Origin of the sequence: Nocardia anocheti (genome assembly GCF_029675105.1) — a bacterium.
Taxonomy (GTDB): domain Bacteria; phylum Actinomycetota; class Actinomycetes; order Mycobacteriales; family Mycobacteriaceae; genus Nocardia.
Genome location: NZ_JAQQFV010000006.1, coordinates 469,003 through 489,934 on the forward strand (window position 1 = coordinate 469,003; position 20,932 = coordinate 489,934).

Annotated in this window: 24 protein-coding genes; 15 read left to right on the forward strand and 9 right to left on the reverse strand. The window is 70.0% G+C overall.

The window, feature by feature from the left end:
- The first annotated feature begins 2 nt into the window (after positions 1-2).
- The 8 genes from QC180_RS18820 to QC180_RS18855 all read left to right on the forward strand — a co-directional run bounded on the left by QC180_RS18820 (position 3) and on the right by QC180_RS18855 (position 4,232).
- The gene (locus QC180_RS18820; protein ID WP_278264049.1) at positions 3-1,178 is read left to right on the forward strand and encodes an AAA family ATPase; all 1,176 of its coding nucleotides are present in this window, start codon (positions 3-5) and stop codon (positions 1,176-1,178) included.
- A complete protein-coding gene (locus QC180_RS18825; protein WP_278264050.1) occupies positions 1,171-1,611 on the forward strand; it encodes a hypothetical protein in 441 nt (146 codons plus the stop codon). The genes QC180_RS18820 and QC180_RS18825 overlap by 8 nt, the downstream gene beginning before the upstream one ends.
- A complete protein-coding gene (locus QC180_RS18830) occupies positions 1,608-1,892 on the forward strand; it encodes a WhiB family transcriptional regulator (RefSeq protein ID WP_278264051.1) in 285 nt (94 codons plus the stop codon). Before QC180_RS18825 ends, QC180_RS18830 begins: the two co-directional genes overlap by 4 nt.
- Positions 1,893-2,037: 145 nt before the next feature.
- Entirely contained in the window at positions 2,038-2,394 is a 357-nt protein-coding gene (locus QC180_RS18835; RefSeq protein WP_278264052.1) for a helix-turn-helix domain-containing protein, read from the forward strand.
- Positions 2,387-2,998 (forward strand): hypothetical protein, encoded by a 612-nt coding sequence (locus QC180_RS18840; RefSeq protein ID WP_278264053.1) that lies wholly within the window; start codon positions 2,387-2,389, stop codon positions 2,996-2,998. Before QC180_RS18835 ends, QC180_RS18840 begins: the two co-directional genes overlap by 8 nt.
- The gene (locus tag QC180_RS18845) at positions 2,995-3,183 is read left to right on the forward strand and encodes a hypothetical protein (RefSeq protein ID WP_278264054.1); all 189 of its coding nucleotides are present in this window, start codon (positions 2,995-2,997) and stop codon (positions 3,181-3,183) included. Before QC180_RS18840 ends, QC180_RS18845 begins: the two co-directional genes overlap by 4 nt.
- Positions 3,184-3,187: 4 nt before the next feature.
- A complete protein-coding gene (locus QC180_RS18850) occupies positions 3,188-3,394 on the forward strand; it encodes a hypothetical protein (protein WP_278264055.1) in 207 nt (68 codons plus the stop codon).
- A gap of 133 nt (positions 3,395-3,527) precedes the next feature.
- On the forward strand, positions 3,528-4,232 hold the full coding sequence (locus QC180_RS18855) for a hypothetical protein (protein ID WP_278264056.1): 705 nt from the start codon (positions 3,528-3,530) through the stop codon (positions 4,230-4,232).
- 7 nt (positions 4,233-4,239) lie between these two features.
- On the opposite strand, the gene QC180_RS18860 is transcribed toward QC180_RS18855, so the two are convergent.
- On the reverse strand, positions 4,240-5,115 hold the full coding sequence (locus QC180_RS18860; RefSeq protein ID WP_474646480.1) for an NsdA family TPR-like regulatory protein: 876 nt from the start codon (positions 5,113-5,115) through the stop codon (positions 4,240-4,242).
- A 249-nt stretch (positions 5,116-5,364) separates the two neighbouring features.
- Between QC180_RS18860 and QC180_RS18865 the strand changes: the two genes are divergently transcribed.
- The 4 genes from QC180_RS18865 (at position 5,365) to shbA (ending at position 7,835) form a co-directional block, all read left to right on the forward strand.
- Positions 5,365-5,772, forward strand: coding sequence for a hypothetical protein (locus QC180_RS18865; RefSeq protein WP_278264058.1), 408 nt, complete (start codon positions 5,365-5,367; stop codon positions 5,770-5,772).
- Between the two features lie 177 nt (positions 5,773-5,949).
- Entirely contained in the window at positions 5,950-6,345 is a 396-nt protein-coding gene (locus tag QC180_RS18870) for an OB-fold nucleic acid binding domain-containing protein (RefSeq protein WP_278264059.1), read from the forward strand.
- Positions 6,346-6,348: 3 nt separating this feature from the next.
- A complete protein-coding gene (locus QC180_RS18875) occupies positions 6,349-7,092 on the forward strand; it encodes a DUF3159 domain-containing protein (RefSeq protein WP_278264060.1) in 744 nt (247 codons plus the stop codon).
- 122 nt (positions 7,093-7,214) lie between these two features.
- Positions 7,215-7,835 (forward strand): RNA polymerase sigma factor ShbA, encoded by a 621-nt coding sequence (gene shbA / locus QC180_RS18880; RefSeq protein WP_278264108.1) that lies wholly within the window; start codon positions 7,215-7,217, stop codon positions 7,833-7,835.
- A gap of 1 nt (position 7,836) precedes the next feature.
- Here the strand turns inward: shbA and QC180_RS18885 are convergent, their stop codons facing one another.
- Together QC180_RS18885 and QC180_RS18890 are read right to left on the reverse strand one after the other, a co-directional pair.
- A complete protein-coding gene (locus QC180_RS18885; protein ID WP_278264061.1) occupies positions 7,837-8,508 on the reverse strand; it encodes a potassium channel family protein in 672 nt (223 codons plus the stop codon).
- A 2-nt stretch (positions 8,509-8,510) separates the two neighbouring features.
- Positions 8,511-9,176 (reverse strand): potassium channel family protein, encoded by a 666-nt coding sequence (locus QC180_RS18890; protein ID WP_278264062.1) that lies wholly within the window; start codon positions 9,174-9,176, stop codon positions 8,511-8,513.
- 175 nt (positions 9,177-9,351) lie between these two features.
- Here QC180_RS18890 and QC180_RS18895 point away from each other — a divergent pair, with 175 nt between their 5' ends.
- Both QC180_RS18895 and QC180_RS18900 read left to right on the forward strand, forming a co-directional pair.
- On the forward strand, positions 9,352-11,349 hold the full coding sequence (locus tag QC180_RS18895; RefSeq protein WP_278264063.1) for an APC family permease: 1,998 nt from the start codon (positions 9,352-9,354) through the stop codon (positions 11,347-11,349).
- 37 nt (positions 11,350-11,386) lie between these two features.
- Entirely contained in the window at positions 11,387-12,748 is a 1,362-nt protein-coding gene (locus QC180_RS18900; RefSeq protein WP_278264064.1) for a class I SAM-dependent RNA methyltransferase, read from the forward strand.
- Here QC180_RS18900 and QC180_RS18905 read toward each other — a convergent pair whose 3' ends face one another.
- Positions 12,749-13,414: an SIMPL domain-containing protein gene (locus tag QC180_RS18905; RefSeq protein WP_278264065.1), complete on the reverse strand. Its 666-nt coding sequence runs from the start codon at positions 13,412-13,414 to the stop codon at positions 12,749-12,751.
- 75 nt (positions 13,415-13,489) lie between these two features.
- Positions 13,490-15,298, reverse strand: coding sequence for a glutaminase A (glsA, locus tag QC180_RS18910; RefSeq protein WP_278264109.1), 1,809 nt, complete (start codon positions 15,296-15,298; stop codon positions 13,490-13,492).
- Between the two features lie 304 nt (positions 15,299-15,602).
- Between glsA and dxs the strand changes: the two genes are divergently transcribed.
- Positions 15,603-17,495 (forward strand): 1-deoxy-D-xylulose-5-phosphate synthase, encoded by a 1,893-nt coding sequence (gene dxs / locus QC180_RS18915; RefSeq protein WP_278264066.1) that lies wholly within the window; start codon positions 15,603-15,605, stop codon positions 17,493-17,495.
- Positions 17,496-17,518: 23 nt separating this feature from the next.
- On the opposite strand, the gene QC180_RS18920 is transcribed toward dxs, so the two are convergent.
- From QC180_RS18920 to QC180_RS18935, 4 genes are all read right to left on the reverse strand, one after another.
- Entirely contained in the window at positions 17,519-18,358 is an 840-nt protein-coding gene (locus QC180_RS18920; RefSeq protein WP_278264067.1) for a class I SAM-dependent methyltransferase, read from the reverse strand.
- A gap of 129 nt (positions 18,359-18,487) precedes the next feature.
- On the reverse strand, positions 18,488-19,249 hold the full coding sequence (locus tag QC180_RS18925; RefSeq protein ID WP_278264068.1) for an ESX secretion-associated protein EspG: 762 nt from the start codon (positions 19,247-19,249) through the stop codon (positions 18,488-18,490).
- Positions 19,246-20,523, reverse strand: coding sequence for a hypothetical protein (locus QC180_RS18930; RefSeq protein WP_278264069.1), 1,278 nt, complete (start codon positions 20,521-20,523; stop codon positions 19,246-19,248). Before QC180_RS18930 ends, QC180_RS18925 begins: the two co-directional genes overlap by 4 nt.
- Complete coding sequence (locus QC180_RS18935) at positions 20,523-20,918, reverse strand: hypothetical protein (RefSeq protein WP_278264070.1); 396 nt, start codon at positions 20,916-20,918, stop codon at positions 20,523-20,525. The genes QC180_RS18930 and QC180_RS18935 overlap by 1 nt, the downstream gene beginning before the upstream one ends.
- Between the last annotated feature and the right edge of the window lie 14 nt (positions 20,919-20,932).

Genomic DNA, 20,932 nt, shown 5'->3' on the forward strand with positions numbered 1-20,932 from the left:
CCGTGACCGCACTGCCCGAACCGCCACGTACGTGCATCGACCACCGCAGCGGCTATGACCCCGTGTGCAGTTCGTGCCGACTGGCCTACAGCGAACAGCTGGCCGAGTACCAGCAGCAGCCACGGCCACTGCTCGAGGTCGTACCCGACGACGAACCGCCCGCGGAAACCGCCGACCCACCGCGATCGCTGCTGTCGTCGATGGTCTCGGGTGCCTGGCTCGACGCACAGGAGTTCCCGCCGCTGGAGTGGATCGTCGACGGCGTGCTACCGGAAGGGTTCGGGCTGCTCGTCGCACCGCCGAAAGCGGGGAAATCGTGGATGGTCGCTGGTATCGGGTTGGCTTGCGCAGCAGGTGGTTTCGCGTTCGGCAAGATCGGCGTCAAGCCGCGGCCGGTGCTCTATCTCGCCCTCGAGGACGGGCACCGGCGTCTACAGAGCCGGTTTCGCACGCTCACTGAAGGCGCGCCGATCCCACGGCAAATTCACGTCGTGATCTCGGCACTGCCCTTACAAGTGCGCCCCATGATCGCCGAGTTTCTGACCATGCATGCGCCCGACAAGCCGCTGATCATCCTCGACACGCTCGGCAAGGTGAAGCCGCCCAAGCAGGCCGGGCAGGAGTCCTACAGCGCCGATTACGACTTCGGGTCGAAATTGAAGGCGCTCGTCGACTCGGTGCCGGGCTCGTGCCTGCTCGCGGTTCACCACACACGCAAGGCAGAGAGCGTCGATTTCGTGGACGCGGTGAGCGGTACCCAGGGCATCGCGGGCAGTGCCGATTTCGTGCTCGTACTCTCCCGCAAGCGCAAGGACACCGCCGCCGTCCTGGCCGTCACCGGCCGTGACGTACCGGAGAACGAGTACGCCCTCACCACCGAGGGCGGACGGTGGACCCTCGACGGCCAAGACCTGCTCGACGCCGCCGCGACGGTCGACAGACGGCGCGAGGCCGGAAGCTTGGGTGATCGCAGTCTCGACGTGCTGGCGCATGTGGTCGCGAACGGTCCCACCACGCCCGGCGAGATCGCTCGCCAGTTCGGTATGGACAACAAGACCGCCGGTGTCTACCTGTCGCGGCTCTACGAGTCCGGCAGGATCGCCCGGCCGAAGCGCGGGACGTACGACCGCCTACCTATCGGTGTTGAATCCGTTGAAAGCGTTGAAACCGATGACTAGCACCAGGCAGGCCGAGCGGGTAATCGGCGACGGATTCAACACATTCAACGGATTCAACAGTGGCCGACCGAGCAGGGCAGCGCGCGCCACCCGAACCGCTGCCGTGGTCGCTTTCGTCGACCGGGTGGGGGAGACGACCCCGGCCATGCTCGCGACCGAGTTGGGGGTCGACGCCAAACGCGCCGCGGACCTACTGGCCGCCCTCACCGCCGCGGGGCGCATCACCCGCACCGGCCGGGGTCGCTACGTCCGCGCCGCGCGCACCCTCGACGACGGCGCCGACACCGCCGCCGAGGTGATCCGCCGGGGCGCCTGCACTCCCGGGTGTCTGACCGCGGCCGGGCCCTCGACGGGGTGCTCGTGCCCGTGCGGGGGAGCGCTCCACGGTCACCTCGCCGAGGTCCCCGTCGACCTGTCCGGGGGTGCCCAGTGACCGGGCGCCGTCCCCCCACCGAGACATTTCGAGCGCTCATCGACCCCCGCCTCGACGGCGCCGCGTGCAAGGGCATGGCGCCCTGGTTCGACATCGACCCCGACGACAGCGCCACCGCCGACCGCATCGCCACCGCGGCCCGCGTGTGCGGCCGCTGCCCGGTGCAGGCCGCGTGTGAGACCGCGGTCAGCGAGCAGCAGCGCCCGGCCGGTGTATGGGCAGGCAAGGCGTACGGGATCCCCGCACGGCGCCGTGGGCGACCCAGGAAAGGGGCGGCATGATGCGCGACGACGGCCCGCCCTTCCCGGATTGGCCCGACCCCGGCCCGTGCCCCACGACCGAAGCACTCGCCGAGCACCGTGAGCAGCAGGCCGTCAGGCGCGACAGCGATGCCCGGCCAGAACGACCGAGCAGGAGGTGAACCCGATGCCCACACCGGCGTTGGACGTGAATCTGGCCTACTTCCTGGCCCAGCAGGCCGCCGCGGCACACCGGCGCGCGGGACGGGGCGTAGGCAATCGCCTAGCCGCTCACATTCGCGCCCTCGACGGGTTGCTCACTGCCGAGGACGGAACAGGCGCCACCCTCGACCGAGGATCATCTGACACGTCAGGAATGTCGTTGCTGACAGCGGAGCAGGCCTCGGCGGAACTGGGAGTTTCGCCGAGGCAGGCCCGCAACCTCGGTCGCCGCATCGGCGGCCGCAAACACGCTGGGCGATGGCTGTTCGACCCCGCCGCCGTCGCCGAGCACCGCGACGGAAGGACGACCAACGATGCGTAACCGACCGGCATTCCCCGGCGCCACCGCGGCAACCCTGGTACCAGGACGGCGGCCACCGCTGAAGATGCTGCCCGAACCCATGGCCGAACTGCTCACCCGGCGTGACGAGATCAACGAGCGCCTGGCCGTCGCGACCAAGGCCCTCGCGTTCATCGCCGATGACGCTCGCGACGCCGAGGCCGCCGCCGAGGACGACGCCGCAGCGACCGCGGCCGCGCTCGAGGGCAAGGCGATCCCCGCCCCCAAGGCCGCGCAAACCCTGGCCGCCAAGCGAGACAAGGCCATGCGCGAACACGCTGCCCACACCGCCGCCCTGAACGCCATCGGCGTCGAGTGCGACACGATGCGCGACGACGTGAAGCAGGCACGCTGTGATGCCTACCGACTACCCGACCCCCGGCCCGAACTGCTGGCCGTGCTCATGCCCAAGGTGGAAGCAGTGATCGCCGAGCTCGAGGCCGCGGCCCAACACGTCGCGCTGATCGAGTGGTGGCACTGCCATCCCTACGACCCCCGGCCGGTGATCTGGCGCGACGGCGCGCCCGTCGACATCCGCGCCACCATCTACGACGCGGTGAACCACCTACTGACCGAGGAGGCATGACCATGCACGGCATTGAGGACACCGGCAACCCCTACCGCCAGCGCGCCCTACTCGACAGCATCACGGCAAAGCAAGCTGCGCACCGTGTTCCGGTTGACAACCAAGGGCGCCCCACCGCGGCGCCCAAGGCCCGGACATACGACGCCCACGGCAACCTGACCGCGCCGGGCGGACCGCAGGATTGAACGGGTGGAGTGGAACCGATGGCATGGGGGCGGCTGGGTGCTCGACGGGCACCCGGTCGGCCACCGAGTCGCCATGGCGGGCTACTACCAACCGCGCCTGAACAGCCGCCAGTACCTTGTCGAGTGCGAGTGCGGCTGGTCGACGTGGGCCATCGTGCCGAACCTGGGCCACTTGCTCGGCGCCTACCATGCCCGTGCGGCCGCTCTCTGACCTGCGGGTATGGGGGCTGCCCCTGGGGTGGCCCCGGACTTCCAGCCCTCGGCACAGGGCCGTACCCCACCTGGGCTTTTTCCACGTGGGCGGCAAACTCTGACGATACCGACCGCCGTGAGGAGGAACCCCGGTGCCCACCCTGGTCGAACTCCGCGAGCAGTACCCCAACAGCTTCGGTTGGCGAGTGTGGCACGGTGCCGCCGATGGTCTGCTGAGGTCGCCAGTACTCGGCACACCGTCACCCGGTGTGCAGCTCGCCGCGGTGTGCCCACACGGGAACGAGGTCCCCAGCGCGTCCTGTATCTGCGGCGTGCACTACGTGACCAGGGCTGAGAACTTCTTTGCGGCAGTCGAATACATGTCCAACCCGTCGACCCCCGGATTCGTGGAGTTGCGGCCCCAGGTGTACACCTTCGGCGCTGCGATCGGCCCGACCATGCTGGATGCCGACCTGGACGAGTTGTGGCTCGAGCGCCCTACTCGGGCGCGTGTGTTCCACATCCTGGCAATCATGATCCCCACCGTTTCCCGCGCTGTCAGCGAGGCCGCACGGATGGCGGTCATGCGGGGCGACGCCGACCCGGTCGTCTGCGCGGGGTTCAACATGCGCGACCCTGGCGCGCTTCGCGACCGCCTGGAACAGCGTTACGGCGTGCCGGTCGGCGAAGTTCGGTACGAGGTCGGCCGATACGGCCACATGGTCCGCGGCGCCCTCGCCGTCGAGGCGCTGCTCGACGACCGGGACGTACCGAACGAGGTTGCCGTGGCCCTGGTCGAATCGCACGAGCAGCCCGCTCCAGTGCACCCCGACGTTGCTCGGCTCTGTAACGCGTGATGCCGGTCTAACCCATCTCCGGCGACACCTGCCCCAGCATCCCTGCCAACCACCCGGAACTCTGGTGTGCCGCGGGCATCGCCGAGACCCCGGCCTCGGCTTCGCGTACCGCCTCGACGTGGCGACCGAGCAGGGCCAGCACGATCCCGCGCTGCACTCCCCAGAACCCCGGCGTGTACCAGTACCCGAACGCGGGCAACTCGACATCGGCCGCGGCTTCGGCGGCTAGATCGGCCATGTGCAGCGCCCGCAGCGATGCCGACCGGTTCCCTTGCACCGCGAGCAGTTCCGCGCGCTGATAGCGGTCGTAGACCCGCAGGATCGGGTGGGCGCCGGTGACCGAGATCGCGGCCTCGGTGAGGTCGACGGCCTTGCCGAGCTGTCCGGCGTGGCGTGCGACGTAGGCGCGGAAGCTGTGGGAGTGCGCCAGCTGTGACCCGTCGTCGGCGGCGTCGGCCAGCTCGGCGGCATCTCCGAGTACCCGGTCAGCGATCATGCCGCGCCCGGTCGCGTGCTCGAGCCACCCGCGATAGCGGGTCACCTCCGAGGCCAGCGCCGCGGCCTCGACGCCGCCGACTCCGGCGAGTGCCCGTGCTACGCCGTCGATTCCCCGGATCACAGACACCACCAACGACGCCCCGACCTGATCCTCGAGGTGCCGTGTCCGCTCGAGGATCACCGCGAGATCATCGAGGCCGCTCACCCCGGCTTGTTCCGGCGCGGCCACGGTGGCGGCCAGGCGCTCGAGGTCGACATCGGCCAGGCCGAGTGTCGGATCACCGAGGACTTTCCGGTATGCCTCGACGACAGGTTCGGTGACCGGTTTCGCGCCGGTCTCCACCATCGACAGATACGCGGGAGTGAACGCGGTCCGGCCTGCCATCTGCCGCAGGCCGAGGCCGGCCGCGGTCCGAAGCTCTCGCAACAGGGCTCCGCTGGGCGCGGTGAACATGAGTGAACAGTAAGGCCCTGCGCCGAACATCGCTGGTGGAACAGGATTCCCAGCAGCACCCGGCGCCGAGGTGATGCCGACGCATGACACCACGGCACACCGCCCGCGAACGGCCGCCAGGCGGTGGCGCAAGCCCTCGGCGCCGGAGATGCCCCACACCGCGACCAGGAGGCCCCACCAGTGAAGCCGATCGCCATCGGGTACCTACGCGCCGACGTATCCGGCACCCGGCAGCAGTGGGACGAGACCCAGATTCGCAGTCTCGCGAAGCGACTCGGCTACGACCTGGCGAAAATCGTGGTGTTCACCGAGGCGACCGAGCACCCGGCCTACCGGCTGTGCGTGTGCGTGGCCCGTGTCGGCGCCGAGGCGGTGATCGTCCCCGGCGCCGAGCACTTCCTCGGGGACCGGATTCCGGCCGAGGTGGTCGCCGCGGCCGATGTCGTCACGGTGACGCCCGAAGCGACGTACGCGCGTTGGTCGACCGGTGAGCTACCGGGTGAGCTGGACAGTGATCTGGGCGCCCTCGACGCCGAGTTGCGCCGGGGAGGCGCGGGCATCATGAGCGAGGACACGGGACCGGCCTAGACGCCGAAATCCAGTGTGCCGACAGTGTGCCTATGGGTGCCGAATACGCATGGAAACGCGCGGACGCGGGTACACGGGAAACATCGCCTGAACTGGGCGGTATGCACGGTGACAAACGCCCCTGGATGGCCGCTGTTACTGTGGCGGTGTACGGCCAACTAGCGGGAGAAGCGTGTCATGTCGTCAGCCAGGTCGGGATCAGGTCCGGACTCGGGATATTTCCGTCGGCTGGGCCGCCGTCTCACCGCCGATATCGACGAGCTCGACGCCGAGGAACTGGCGGAGACCTCCGACGCCTCCGGTGCCCGGCGCGCCGCGGACTGTTGTCGCGGCGAGGAAGCCACCATTCTCGGCAGGCTCCGCAGTGTCGAGGCGTGTCCGAAGGCCGCGGGTGCGACCGTGCAGGCCGAATTCTTCGACGGCACCGACGCGATCACCCTGGTCTGGATCGGGCGCAGGCGCATCCCCGGGATCGAACCGGGCAGGCGCATTCTGGTCCGTGGCCGCGTGGGCGACCGCGACGGCCGCAAGGTGATCTTCAACCCCTACTACGAATTGCGCGGGAACAGCTGACGTATGCCCTCCAGCGACGACTACCGCGTGGCCGCGGACCCCGAATCGACCGTGGTGCTCCCCGTGGCCACCGCTGATCCGGTCGACCCGGACACCTACGCCGAGGTCGAGCAGGCCGAGCAGACCCTGCTCGAGCAGCTCGGCGGCTTCAGCGGCCTGATCTACTCCACCCTCCCGGTCCTGGTCTTCGTGCCGGTCAACACCCTCGCCGGGCTGACCGCCGCCCTCTGGGCCGCGCTGGGCGTCGCGGCGGCCGTGCTGATCTGGCGCCTGGTGCGCCATGATCCCGTCCAGCCCGCCATCTCCGGATTCCTCGGCGTCGGCGTCTGCGCCTTCATCGCCTACCGGATGGGGGAGGCCAAGGGCTTCTTCCTGTTCGGCATCTACACCAGCCTCGTCTACGCGGGACTGTTCGCGCTGTCGATCCTGATCCGCCGCCCGCTGGTCGGGGTGATCTGGGGCGCGCTCAACGGCCACGGCAGCGGCTGGCGCACCGACGCGCGCGTGCGCAAGCTCTACAACCTGGCCACCGTGGTCTGGGTGGTCGTCTTCGGCGCCCGCTACCTGGTGCAATCGCAGCTCTACGACACCGACCACACCACCTGGCTGGCCGTGGCCCGCATCGCGATGGGCTGGCCGTTGACCGCGGTGGCGCTGGTCGTCACCGTCTGGGCGGTGCGTCGAGCCGGACACCTCCCCGTCGACAAGTCCGGCGCCGGAACCGATTCCGCGCCAGCCCCGAAGTAACCGAATCGCCGCCGGAGGTGGGGGAGTACCCACCCTGGGGTACCTGGTTCCGGCCGGTCTCCCGGCGCACGATCAATGCGTAGGACATCACCGCACTGATCGTGAGAGGACCGGCGACCATGATGGCTTCCGAGCACCGACCGTCCGGCGCAGCCAAGAGCACCACCCCCGTGCTGTCGGAGAGCAAGCGTGTCGCCGCCGAACTCGACGCCCACATCGGCGCGGCCGCCCGCGGTGACCGCGAGGCCGTCGCCGAGATCGTGCGCCTGGTCCACCCGCTGGTGCGCCGCTACTGCTCGGCGCGGATGGGCGCCACCGGCCATCTCACCGTCACCGCCGACGACGTCACCCAGGAAGTGCTGATGGCCACCGTCACCGCCATCCCGCGCTACCGCGACCAGGGCAAGTCGTTCCTGGCCTTCGTCTACGGCATCGCCGCCAACAAGGTCTCCGACGCGTTCCGCCGCGGCAAGCACGTCGCCTACCCGATGGCCGACCTGCCCGACACCGCCAGCGGCGCGGCGGGTCCGGAGGAGTGGGCGATGGCCTTCGAGCGTCGCGCCGCCACCCACGAACTCATGAAGGTGCTGGCCCCCAACCACCGCGAGGTGCTGGTCATGCGGATCGTGCTCGGCTGGAGCGCCGCGCAGACCGCCGAGGCCATCGGCACCAGCCCCGGCGTGGTCCGGGTGATGCAGCACCGCGCGCTGAACAAGCTGCGCGCGGAGCTGAAGACCGCCTGAGTCAGGGACGGATGCCGTGCCCGGCCAGCGCCAGGCGCAGATCCTCCTCGGCCTCCACCGAGGTGACGAACAGCAGCTCGTCCTCGCCCTCGAACGGGTCGTCGGGCTGCGGCACGATGACCCGCCCACCGCGCAGGATCGTCACCAGCGCGGTATCGCGCGGCATGCTCAAGGTGCGCACCGGCTTCCCGGCCAGCTGGGTGTCGGCGGGCAGGGTGATCTCCACCAGGTTGGCCTGGCCCTGCCGCAGCGTCATCAACCGCACCAGATCACCCACCGACACCGCCTCCTCGACCAGCGAGGCCAGCAGCCGCGGCGTCGACACCGCGACGTCGACACCCCACGACTCGTCGAAGAGCCACTCGTTGCGCGGATCGTTGACCCGCGCCACCACCCGGCGCACCCCGAACTCGGTCTTGGCGAGCAGGCTGTGCACCAGGTTCGCCTTGTCGTCACCGGTGGCCGCGATGACCACCTCGTAGGTCTCGAGCCCGGCGTTCTCGAGCAGCGCGAGCTCGCAGGCGTCGGCGTGCACCCATTTCGCGTCCGGGATGGCGGCGGGGTCGATGTGGTCGAGCTGGCGTTCCAGCAGCATCACCCGATGCCCGCCGCGCAGCAGTTCCCTGGCGATCGAGCGTCCGACGGCGCCCGCTCCGGCGATGGCCACCTTCATGTTCAGTCCTCGCTCACGGGGGGCTTGGCGGCCAGCGCCACCATCTCGCCGACACTGCCGGAGATCGCCGCGACGTAGACCACGTCGTCGGCCTGCACGATCGTCTTCGCATCGGGCAGCACACCCTGGCCGAAGCGCAGCAGGAACGCCACCCGCACGCCGAGGTCGCGTTCCAGGTCGCGCACGGTGCGCCCGAACCACTCCTCGTGCAGGGTCAGCTGGGTGATCGCCACCGCGCCGGTGGGCTCGCGCCAGGTGGTGGTGGAGTTGTCGCCGATCAGGGTGCGCAGGAACCGGTCGGTGGTCCACGGCACGGTCGCGATGGTCGGGATGCCCAGGCGCTCGTAGACCTCGGCGCGCTTGGCGTCGTAGATCCGCGCGACCACGCGCTCCACACCGAACATCTCCCTGGCCACCCGGGCCGAGATGATGTTGGAGTTGTCGCCGGAGGACACCGCCGCGAACGCGTCGGCGCGCTCGATGCCCGCGCGGGTGAGCACATCCCGGTCGAAGCCGACCCCGATCACCTGCTGGCCGGGGAAGCCCTCACCGAGCCGCCGGAACGCACTGGGGTCACGGTCGATCACCGTCACCTCGTGCCCGACCCGGACCAGGGCGCGGGCCAGCGACGAGCCGACCCGTCCGCACCCCATGATCACTACGTACACCGCGCACCCTCGTTCCTGGCCACCGCACGTGGCACGTCCGGCAAGGACCGTACCCGCCGGTCCTTCCTTCGCCCATTTTCCCCTCGCCGCCCCCGCGCAAACCCCGCGCCACGCCACCGTCACGGCCGACGGCGTGGGCGCGAGGGGACCGATCAACTCCTCTATGCTGAGCCCGGTGTCCAAGTTGACGACGGCAGCCAAGCGTGTGCTGCTGGGCAGGCCGTTCCGCAGCGATTCGCTCGGTCATACGCTGTTGCCCAAGCGTATCGCTCTTCCGGTGTTCGCCTCCGACGCGATGTCGTCGGTGGCCTACGCGCCGGAGGAGATCTTCCTGGTGCTGTCGGCCGCGGGCATCTCGGCCTACGTCTACGCGCCGTGGGTGGGTCTGGCGGTGGCGCTGGTGATGGCCGTCGTGGTCGCCAGCTACCGCCAGAACGTGCACGCCTATCCGTCCGGTGGCGGTGACTACGAGGTCGCGACGAAGAACCTGGGCCCCAACGCGGGTCTCACCGTCGGCAGCGCGCTGCTGGTCGACTATGTGCTCACCGTGGCGGTGTCGATCTCCTCGGCCGCCTCCAACATCGGCTCGGCCATCCCGTTCGTCGCCACGCACAAGGTGCTGTTCGCGGTGGTCGCGATCGCGGTGCTCACCGCGATCAACCTGCGCGGTGTGCGCGAGTCCGGCAAGGCCTTCGCCATCCCCACCTACGCCTTCATCATCGGCATGGTCGTGATGCTGGGTTGGGGCCTGTTCCGGATCTTCGTCCTCGGTGACGACATCCACGCCGTGTCCGCCGGTTTCGGGCTAGAGGCCGAGGACGAGCACCTCTACGGCCTGGCCTTCGCCTTCCTGATCGCGCGCTCGTTCTCCTCCGGCTGTGCCGCGCTGACCGGTGTGGAGGCCATCAGCAACGGCGTGCCCGCCTTCCGCAAGCCCAAGTCGCGCAATGCCGCGACCACCCTGCTCATGCTGGGCACCATCGCGATCGTGCTGCTCATGGGCATCATCATCCTGGCCCAGAAGATCGGCATCGTCTACGCCCACGACACCGCGCACCTGGTCGGCGCCCCACCCGGCTACCACCAGAAGACGCTGATCGCGCAGCTGGCCGAGGCCGTCTTCCACGGGTTCCCGATCGGGTTCTTCTTCATCACCATCGTCACCGCGCTGATCCTGGTGCTCGCGGCCAATACCGCGTTCAACGGTTTCCCGGTGCTCGGCTCGATCCTGGCCCAGGACCGCTACCTGCCGCGTCAGCTGCACACGCGCGGTGACCGCCTCGCCTTCTCCAATGGCATCCTGTTCCTGGCGGGCGCGGCGATCGCGTTCGTGGTGCTCTTCGGCGCCGAGGTGACCAAGCTCATCCAGCTCTACATCGTCGGCGTGTTCGTCTCGTTCGTGCTGAGCCAGACCGGCATGCTGCGGCACTGGACGCGGCTGCTGCGCACCGAGACCGACCCGTCGGTCCGCGCGAAGATGAAGCGCTCCCGGGTGATCAACGCCATCGGCCTCACCGCCACCGGCGCCGTCTTGGTGATCGTGCTCATCACCAAGTTCTTCGCCGGTGCCTACATCGCGATCGCCACCATGGTCGCGATCTTCGTGGTGATGAAGCTGATCCGCCGCCACTATGACTCGGTCTCGCGCGAACTCGACGAATCCGACTGGGACGGCGTGCTGCCCAGCCGCACCCACTCCATCGTGCTGGTCTCCAAGCTGCACCTGCCCACCCGCCGCGCGCTGGCCTACGCCAGGGCCACCCGGCCCGACACGCTCGAGGCGATCACCGTCAACGTCGACGACGCCGACACCCGCAGGCTGGTGCGCGAGTGGGAGAACAGCGAGATCAACGTGCCGCTGAAGGTGATCGAGTCGCCGTATCGCGAGATCACCAAGCCGGTGCTGGAATACGTGAAGCGGGTGCGCAAGGACGCGCCCCGCGATGTGGTCACCGTGTTCATCCCCGAGTACGTGGTGGGCCACTGGTGGGAGCAGGTGCTGCACAACCAGTCGGCGCTGCGCCTGAAGGGCAGGCTGCTGTTCGAGCCCGGCGTGATGGTGACGAGCGTGCCCTGGCAGCTCAGCTCCTCCACCCGGGCCAAGCAGGCCGCCGAGGGCAACGCGCCGGGCTCGGTGCGGCGTGGATTCGAAGAACCGGGTCGTCGCGGATGAGCCGCGCGCGGATCGAGACAGTGAGCAGGTATCCCTCGTGAGTGACTGGCGCGGACAGGAATTCGAGATCCGGCTGGGCCCGCCCGGCCACGGCGGATTCTGTGTCGGACGGCACGAGGGCCGGGTGGTGTTCGTGCGCCACGGTCTGCCCGACGAACTCGTCCGGGCCAGGGTGACCGAGGACCGCGGCGGCTCGTTCTGCCGCGCCGACGCGATCGAGATCATCGAGGCGTCCCCCGATCGTGTCCCCGCCACCTGTCCGGTCTCCGGCCCCGGCGGCGCGGGCTGCTGCGATTTCTCCTTCGCCACCCCGGCCGCTCAGCGCGCGCTCAAGACCACGGTCGTGGCCGAGCAACTGCGCAGGCTGGCCGGAATCGAACCCGAGTTCGCGGTGGAGCCGATCGCGGGGGACGACCCCGAGGTGACCGGCGGCTGGCGCACCCGCGTGCGGCTGGTCGTCGACGACGCGGGCCGCGCGGGCGTACACCGCTACCGCAGCACCGCCGTCCTGCCCGACCTGCGCTGCCCACAACCGGTGCCGGGCGCTCTCGACGGCGTCGCCGAGCGCCGCTGGACTCCGGGCAGCGACCTGGTCGTCGCCGTCGACGGTGACGGCGTGCGCCACATCGTGGAGCTGGCCGCCGCCGATGACACCACCCGCCCCGGCGGCCGCCCCGCCACCCCGCGCGGCGCGACCCGAGGCCGCGGGCAGCACCCGGCCCGCCGCCGCCGATCCGGCGCCCCCGACCGCGACGAGCACGGCGCGATCCGCGACCGCGCGGCCGCCCGCAAGTCCGCCACCAACGCCCCGCGTGAGGAATGGGTGCTCTCCGGCACCGGCCGCGCGGTGGAATACGTGGGCGGCCGACGCTGGGAACTCGCCGCCACCGGCTTCTGGCAGGCGCATCACCGTGCCGCGCGCTGCTATTCCGACCTCGTCGCCGAGTGGTCGGGCCTGACCCCCGGCGGTTCGGGCTGGGACCTCTACGCCGGTGTCGGGGTCTTCGCCGCGCGCCTGGCCGAGCAGACCGGACAGACCGGCGCGGTCGCCGCGGTCGAATCCGCCCGGGGCGCCGTCGCCGACGGGACCGCCGCCCTGCGCGATCTGCCCTGGCTGGACCTGCGCGCCGACCGCGTCGAACGCTGGGCTCGCTCCGCCTCCGGCACCCCCGATGTCGTCGTCCTCGACCCGCCGCGCGCGGGCGCGGGCAAGGACGTGGTCGCCGCCGTCACCGACGCCGACCCCCGCCGCATCATCCACATCGGCTGCGACCCGGCCTCCTTCGCCCGCGATCTCGGCCTGTACCTGGACGCGGGCTACCACCTGGCCGACCTGCGCGCTTTCGACGCGTTCCCCGGCACCCACCACGTCGAATGCGTGGCCCTGCTCGACCGCTGATCAGTCCAGCGCCCAGGTCACCCGCACCGTCGCGCTCACCTCGGTCTCGCCGGGTACCACCGGGACGGGGGAGCTGCTGCGCGCCATGAGCATCGGCGCCGCGTCCATCTCGCCACTGATGTCGAAGGCGCGCGGGGTGGGGGAGCCGGTGTCCTCGGTGATCTGCACGACCCCGCCGAGTCGCGTGCCCGCCCTGGCCGCGTACTGCTCGGCCTTGGTCTTCGCCTCGTCGAAGGCGGCATCGCGCGCCTGGGCGAGCAGCGGCTCCGGATCGGCGATGGTCCTGCTCAGCCCGCCGAGCCGGACATCGTCGCCGCCCGCCGTCACCGCGGCGGCCACCGCCCGCGCGGGCTCGGTGCTCTCGCGCAGCGCCACACTCAGCCCGGTGGTGGCCAGATAGCCGGTGATCTCGGTGCGCCCGTTGTCGGTGTAGACGGTCTCGGTGCGCACACTCAACCCGCTCGTGGCCATGTCCGCGTCGCTCACCCCCGCCGCGCGCAGCGCCGCGACCACCGCGTTCACGCGCTCACCCGCACGGTCGTAGGCGGCCGCGACCGTCGCGGCCCGCGACTCCACCGACAATGTCACCCGGATCAGATCCGGGACCGCGCGCACCGTGCCGCGCCCGAACATGGTGATACTCGCCTGCCAGGATTCCTTGCCCACGCGCTGCTCCCGTCGGTCGAAACGATCCTGTGCTGCCCAACGTCTCGCGCTCGCCGCGGGTTCCACCGCACGGGCTCAGTAGTTGCTCGCGTTGCCCGACAACGTCCGCAGCGCGGCGTCCATCTGCGCGTAGGCGCTGGCCGCGAGCCGCTGCAACAGTGCCAGTTTGAGCTGCGGATGCTCGGCGGCCAGCGCGTCGAAGGCGGCCGGGCTCAGCACCGCCACCCGCACCGTGGTCTCGGTGACGACATCGTTGACGAACGGCTCCCCGAGCAGCAGCGGGATCTCCCCGAACGACATCCCCGCCGACAGCGTCACCAGCCGGTGCGCCCGCCCGTCGGTACCCGCGAAGGTCATCCGCACCCGTCCGTCCAGGATCAGATACAACCCCGACCGCGCGTCACCGCGTTCGGCGACCACCTCGCCGCGTGCCAGCGTGCGGCACTGGAAGTCGGGGACGAGCCGGTCCCGGTCGTCCTCGTCGAGTCCGGCCAGGAGCGGATGCTCCGCGAGGGTGAGCGAGCGGCGCACCGGCGCCCCGGCGGGCCGGTGCCGGTCCAGCACGATGTCCTCGCACCATTCGGTCGCGGTGTCACGGTCGATGAACACCCGCCCGCGCGGGTCCTTGGGATCGAGGCTCGACACCTCGTGCCCGAGCTTGGCCTCGGGGTCGACCAACGCCACCCGGGTGTCCCCGCGCACCAGCGCGGCCTGCAAGCTCTCCAGCATCTCGCGCGCCACGTCGCTCACCTCGCCGACCCGACGCAGGTCGATCACCACCGCGTCGAGCGTGCCGATCTTGCCCTCGATGGCCCGCACGGCCCGTTCCGCACCGGAGAACAGCAGGTCACCATGCAGTTCGTAGACCCGGGCCCGCTCGCCGTGCGCGTCGAGCACCCGGGTGTCGGCAGGGCTGCGCCGCAGTCGCGAGGGCACCTGCGCCACCGAATAGTCGGCGCGGATCGCGGTGCGCGCCGAGCGGGTCACATGGCAGAAGTGCAGTTCCAGCCGACGCGACAGCTCCCGACAGGCGGCCACCCCGCGCACGCTGTTGCCGTGCGCGTCCAGCCGCGGCGAGTACACCGAGATCCCCAGCTGCCCCGGCAGCACCGCGATGATCCCGCCGCCGACCCCGCTCTTGGCGGGCAGCCCCACCGTGGTCACCCAGTCACCGGCCGCGTTGTACATGCCGCAGGTGGTCATCACGCTGAGCACCCGCTCGGTCATCGGCGCCGACAGCGCCCGCTCCCTGGTCCTCGGGTTCACCCCGTTGTCGGCCAGCGTCGCCGCCATCACCGCCAGGTCCTCGCAGGTCACCTCCAGCGAGCACTGCCGGAAGTACCGGTCGACCGCGTCGTCGGGGTCCACGTCGAGGATGCCGACCGAGCGCAGCATGTACCCGATCGCTCGATTGCGATACCCCGTGCGCGCCTCCGACTCGTACACCGCCGGGTCCATCCGCAGTTCCCGCCCGGCGAAGCGGGAGTAGCAGCGCCGCACCCGCTCGAACTTCTCCTGCGCGTCGCGCCCGTGGATCAGCGAGGCCGCCGTGATCGCCCCGGAATTGATCATCGGATTGCTCGGCCGCTGTGTATCGGGCTCCAGGCTGATCTCGTTGAACGGCTCACCCGAGGGCTCGACGTCGATGTGCGCGGCGACCCCGTCGATACCGTTGTCGGCCAGCGCCAAGGCGTAGGTGAACGGCTTGGAGATCGACTGGATGGTGAACCCGGTCCCGGTCTCGCCCACCCGGTAGACCAGCCCGTCAGCGGTGGCCAGACACAACCCGAACCCGTCGGGGTCGACCGCGGCCAGCTCGGGAATGTAGTCGGCCGGTGCGCCCGAGGTGTCGGCCCGGCAGGCCGCGTAGACCTCGTCGAGCATCCCCGCCACCACACCCGGGTCGATCGTGCGCGCAACACCGTCCGGTTCGGCCACAGCGTCACTGTAGGTGGCCCCGCGCGTGCCGGACGGCGGGACGCGCGGGAGACTGTCCTCACAGCGCGCCGGGCCGCCGCGGAGAGCCGTCGTCTCCGTCCGCGCGCAGTTCAGCGGCACGACCGGGCGGGACGAGCGAGACCGGGACCACGGAAAACGGCGGCAACGGAAGGGCCCGCGAGCCGGAGCGGCTCGCGTGGACAAATACACTGGGCGCATCAGAGGTGTTGTCCGGAGGGAGCGAGTTCAGGTGGGAGTGCTGTCGCGGGTGGATTCACCCGAAGATCTGCGCCGGCTGAGCGTGCCGCAACTGCGCGAACTGGCGGAGGAGATCCGCGAGTTCCTGGTGCGGAAGGTCGCCGCTACCGGAGGACACCTCGGCCCCAACCTAGGGGTCGTCGAGCTGACCATCGCGCTACATCGTGTCTTCGATTCCCCGGCCGACCCGTTGATCTTCGACACCGGCCACCAGGCCTACGTCCACAAGATCCTCACCGGCCGCAAGGACCGCTTCGACTCGCTGCGCACGCGCGACGGCCTGTCCGGCTACCCGAGCCGCGCCGAGAGCGAGCACGACTGGGTCGAGTCCTCGCACGCCTCGGCCGCCCTGTCCTACGCCGACGGCCTGGCCAAGGCCTTCTCGCTCACCGACCAGGACCGCACCGTCGTCGCGGTCGTCGGTGACGGCGCGCTCACCGGCGGCATGTGCTGGGAGGCGCTCAACAACATCGCCGGTGCTCCCGACCGTCCGGTGGTGGTCGTGGTCAACGACAACGGCCGCTCCTACGCGCCCACCATCGGCGGCCTGGCCGACCGGCTCACCGCCCTGCGCACCCAGCCCGCCTACGAGCACGCCCTCGACACCGGCAAACGCATCCTCAAGAGCATTCCCGCCGTGGGGGATTCGGCCTATTCGATGGTCCACGCGCTCAAGGCCGGGATCAAGGACGCGGTGAGCCCGCAGGAACTGTTCGGCGACCTGGGCATGAAGTACGTCGGCCCGGTCGACGGCCACGATCTCGTCGCGCTCGAGGCGGCCATGCGCCGCGCCAAGGACTTCGGCGGCCCCGTCGTCGTGCACGTGGTCACCCGCAAGGGCAACGGCTACGAGCACGCCGAGAACCACGTCGCCGACCAGATGCACGCCTGCGACCCGATCGACCCGCTCACCGGCCGCCCGCTGGCGGGCAAGAAGGCCAAGGGCTGGACCGCGGTGTTCTCCGAGGAACTCGTCGAGCACGCCGCGCGCCGCGACGACATCGTCGCCATCACCGCCGCCATGCCCGGCCCCACCGGCCTGGCCGCCTTCGGCGAACGCTTCCCCGCGCGCATGTTCGATGTCGGCATCGCTGAACAGCACGCGATGACCTCCGCCGCGGGCCTGGCCCTGGGTGGCATGCACCCGGTCGTCGCGATCTACTCGACCTTCCTCAACCGTGCCTTCGACCAACTGCTCATGGATGTGGCCCTGCTGAAGCAGCCGGTCACGGTCGTGCTGGACCGCGCGGGCGTCACCGGCCCCGACGGCGCCAGCCACAACGGCATGTGGGACTTCTCCCTGCTCGGCATCGTCCCCGGCATCCGCGTCGCCGCCCCCCGCGACGGCGCCACCCTGCGCGAGGAACTCGCCGAAGCGCTCGCCGTCACCGACGGTCCCACTGTGCTGCGTTTCCCGAAGGGCAGCGTCGCCGGGGACATCACCGCCGTCGAACGCCTCGACGGTGTCGACGTGCTGCGCTCGGCCGTCCCCGGCGGTGGGTCCGCGCAGTCCCAGCACGGTGACGTCCTGCTCGTCGCCGTCGGCCCGTTCGCCGAGACGGCCATGGCGGTCGCCGAACTGCTGGCGCCGCAGGACATCTCGGTCACCGTGGTCGACCCGCGCTGGGTCCTGCCGGTCTCCGACACCCTGGTCAAGCTCGCCGAGAACTACCGTCTCGTCGTCACCGTCGAGGACGGCGGCCTGCACGGCGGCATCGGCTCGACCATCTCGGCCCGCCTGCGCGAGGCCGGTCTGGACGTGCCCACCCGCAATCTCGGTGTGCCGCAACAGTTCCTGGACCACGCCTCCCGCACCGAGATCCTCGAGGAACTCGGCCTCACCGCCGAGACCATCGCCCAGCGGGTCGGCGGCTGGCTCCGGTAACCCTGCCGTCCCGAGGGATGGGCCTAGCCGAGGGGACGCCGGGCCACCACCGCGAAGTTCAGCGGGATCCGTGGCTTGCCCTCCGGCAGGGTCCAGCCCTGCGGGCAGGGGACCAGTTCGTCGAACGGGCGCCAGTCCATGTAGGGCAATTCCGCCAGCGCCTCGATCGCCAGCCCGGCGCCAACCAGCGCCCCGACGACCTCCCCCAGGTCGTGGCGCCACTCATGGTTCGTGGTGTGGGTGATGGTCCCCGACGAATCCTCGGTGTAGGTCCCCGAATCCGAATACGTGCGCACCCCGCCACCGGCCAGGTAGTCGTCGGTGACCTCCCACGGAGTGAAATCCAGCGCACCCAGGATCGGATGGTCATCGCGCACGAGGAACACCCCGCCCGGCGCGAGCAGGTCGTGAATCGAGCGCGCCCACATCGTCAGCTCGGGCAGCCACACGATCGTGCCCGCACTCGTCACCACCACATCGAAGTGCCGCTCGATCACCGAGGACGCGAACCGCGCGTCCCCCTCCACCCAGCCGATGTCGCGCCCGTCGGCCGCCGCGATCCGCGCCGCGTGCCGCAGCGAATTCGGCGAAAGATCCAGCCCGTGCACCTCGACCGCCCCCAACCGGGCCCACGACACGGTGTCGGTCCCGATATGACACTGCAGATGCAGCAGCGACCGTCCGGCGATCCCGCCCGCAGGTAGGTGCGGCGTCAGCACCGCCAGGTCATTGCGCACCACCGACGATATGGCCCTCGGGTCACCCAGGAAGGCGTCCACGTCGTACATCCGCGACCGCGCGTGCACCTCGGCCCGGTCGTCCCAGTTCGCGCGATTGGCGGCGATCGCCTCGACTTCGGACACAGCGAATCTCCTTCGACGGCAACACGGCGAGCCCCACGCTAGTTCCGGGCCGCTCCAGCGTCGACGGATTTTCCCCGCCCTCAGCGATCCGGCCGATCCCGCCCGAGCGGCGGCGGGACCAGCCGCCTGCTACCGGTACGACGGCTCGTTGTCCTCGCGATAGATCGCGATGGCCGACTTCATCACCCGCACCAGCGCCTGCCGCACCTGCGCGGTATCGGCGGGCCGCGCCTCGACCATCGATCCCCGCTCGGTCACCAGGTAGCGGCCATCCGGGAAATCCATCACGTGGAAGCCCTGGCCCGGTTCCGGCCGATTGTCCACCGCCGCACCCGGATACCCGGCCACATACACCAGCGTCGAGCGCGGCCGCCCGAAGAACGCGTCGGCCTTCTGCCGCGGAGTGCGCCGATCCGCCGCCCACGGGTCGTACGGCGTCTCCTCGTCCAACTCGTCGGTGTTCATCGTGAACACGTCCCCTGAGCCCGCCGCCGCCCGCGGCAACCGCGCCATCAGCTTCTCCGGCACCGCCGCGGTCTCGAGCAAAGTCATCCGGATGTCACCACCGTCGCGATCCACCGGCACCCGCTGCTGTTCGACCAGCACCGCCGACTGCTCGTGCACCGCCGCGAACGACCGCAGCTTCTCCCGGTCGCCGTACCCGGCCAGCTCGAAACGCGCCTCCGGCGCCAACAGGATCCGCAACGCGGTCTCCATCGACGCGTCCCACAGCGGCAAGATCCGCTGCGCCTCCTGCTGCCACTGCCGGTCGTAATCGTCGACCGTTTCCGCCTCGGTGTAAGTCTGCAACGGGTACGGCAGCACATCGCGCTGCACCGACCGCATCAGCACCGTGAACCCCAGCGGGCTGAACTGCCACTGCCCGCTCATTCGCCGATCACCGGCGGCACCGTCCTCGCCCGCTGGTCCTCCGACAGCCCGGTCAATTCCTCACCGTGCTGCTGGTTGATCAGGTAGTCCTTGGTACCGACCTCATTGTCGTCGTCGCCCTTGCCACGCGCGCCGCCCGCACCCATACCGCCCATGCCCGCCATCCCGTTGCGGCCCGCGCTCCCGGCACTCGTGCCCGCACCGGCCCCGTTCGGCTTGCCGGTGCCACCGGGCGACCCCGGCTGCGTCGCACCCGGCGTGCCACCGCCCGGCGTCCCGCCGCCGGGCGACCCACCGGTGGGCAGTCCGCTGGTCCCCGCGGGTTGCGTGCCCGCGGGCGTGGTCCCCGGCGTGGTGGGCGTCGTCGGAGTGGTCGGCGTCTCCGGCGTGGTGGTGGCCGGAATCGTGCTCGACGGCGAGGTGTCGTCGTCGTTGTCGTCCCCGTCGTCGGCCGGGTCTTCGGTGGTGGGCTGCTCGGTCGACGGCTGCTGCGTGGTGGGTTGCTGCGTCGTCGGCTGCTGGGTGGTCGGCTTGTTCGTCGACCCCTCCGGCTTCGTCCCTCCACCCGGCGTGTCGGTGTCCTTGTTGACCGGGTTGTACGGCTGCGGCACCTTCGGCACCTGCGTATCGGCCTCCCCGACCGCCTTGTAGAACACCCCCCGAACCACTTCCGCCCCTTCGGCTTTCGCGGTCTCCTCGTTGTGGCTGTCCATCTTCCAGGTGGGACCGGGAACGTAGCTCAGGACCTTGCTCGTCGTGGAACTCTCGTGCGGCTGCACCCGATCCTTGGTGACCTGTGCCGCCGACTTCACCAGCTTCACCTTCTCGGCGACCATCTGCGCCGAGGTCAGCAGACTCCCGGACTTCTCCACGTACTGCGAGATCCCCTCACCCGCGCTGGCCGCCGCGTTCCCGCTCCACTTCTCCGCAATCGCCTTGCTGATCTCCGCGTCGTAGGTCTTGAACCCGGTCTCGAGCTGATTGCGCAGCGACTCCCACCGCGTATGCAAGGTGGTGATGTCCGCGACGTTCATCGCCTGCACGCGCTCGTAGAGGTCCGACATGGTGCTCGGCTCTTCGTAATCGGTCACCTGCGAGCCCTGATACTCCCCGTCGAACCCGTTCTTCAAGTCCGCCAGCCGATTCCGCGCGATCGTCGCATCCGGACTCTCATCGGTCGACCGCTCCGGTTTCGTTCCGTTCGCATACGACGACAAGCCCGCGTAGGCGCCGCCGACCACCGCGGCGGCGGCGAGAATTGCGGGAAGAGCCATCACTTACCCCCGTTGTCGAGATCATCGGCCTTGTTGTTCGTCGCCGCGGTTCGCGCGAGCTGCTGGTCTTCGTACTTCTTCACCGAGATCTCGATGGTGTCGCGGATCAACTCGAGCACCTCGATATGCTCCTTGAACGCGGTATCGAAATCCCGTTCCCCACCAACAGCTTTCATGCCCAGCATCTTGGCGAGTTGATCGGAGCAGTTGAAGCGGCCGAGGCCGGTTACCTTCGACAGGTCTTGAAGCGAATTCTTCAACTGGCTGAACAGGTCGATTTGCTTGTTGCTCGCGTCTCGACAAGCCTTGGCCACCGAAGGGTCCAGATAGAGGCGGCCAGCTTTTGCCTCTTCATTCAGATACTGCCAACGGGACTTCTCATCATCTGCTGCCACGGGACCCCCCAACG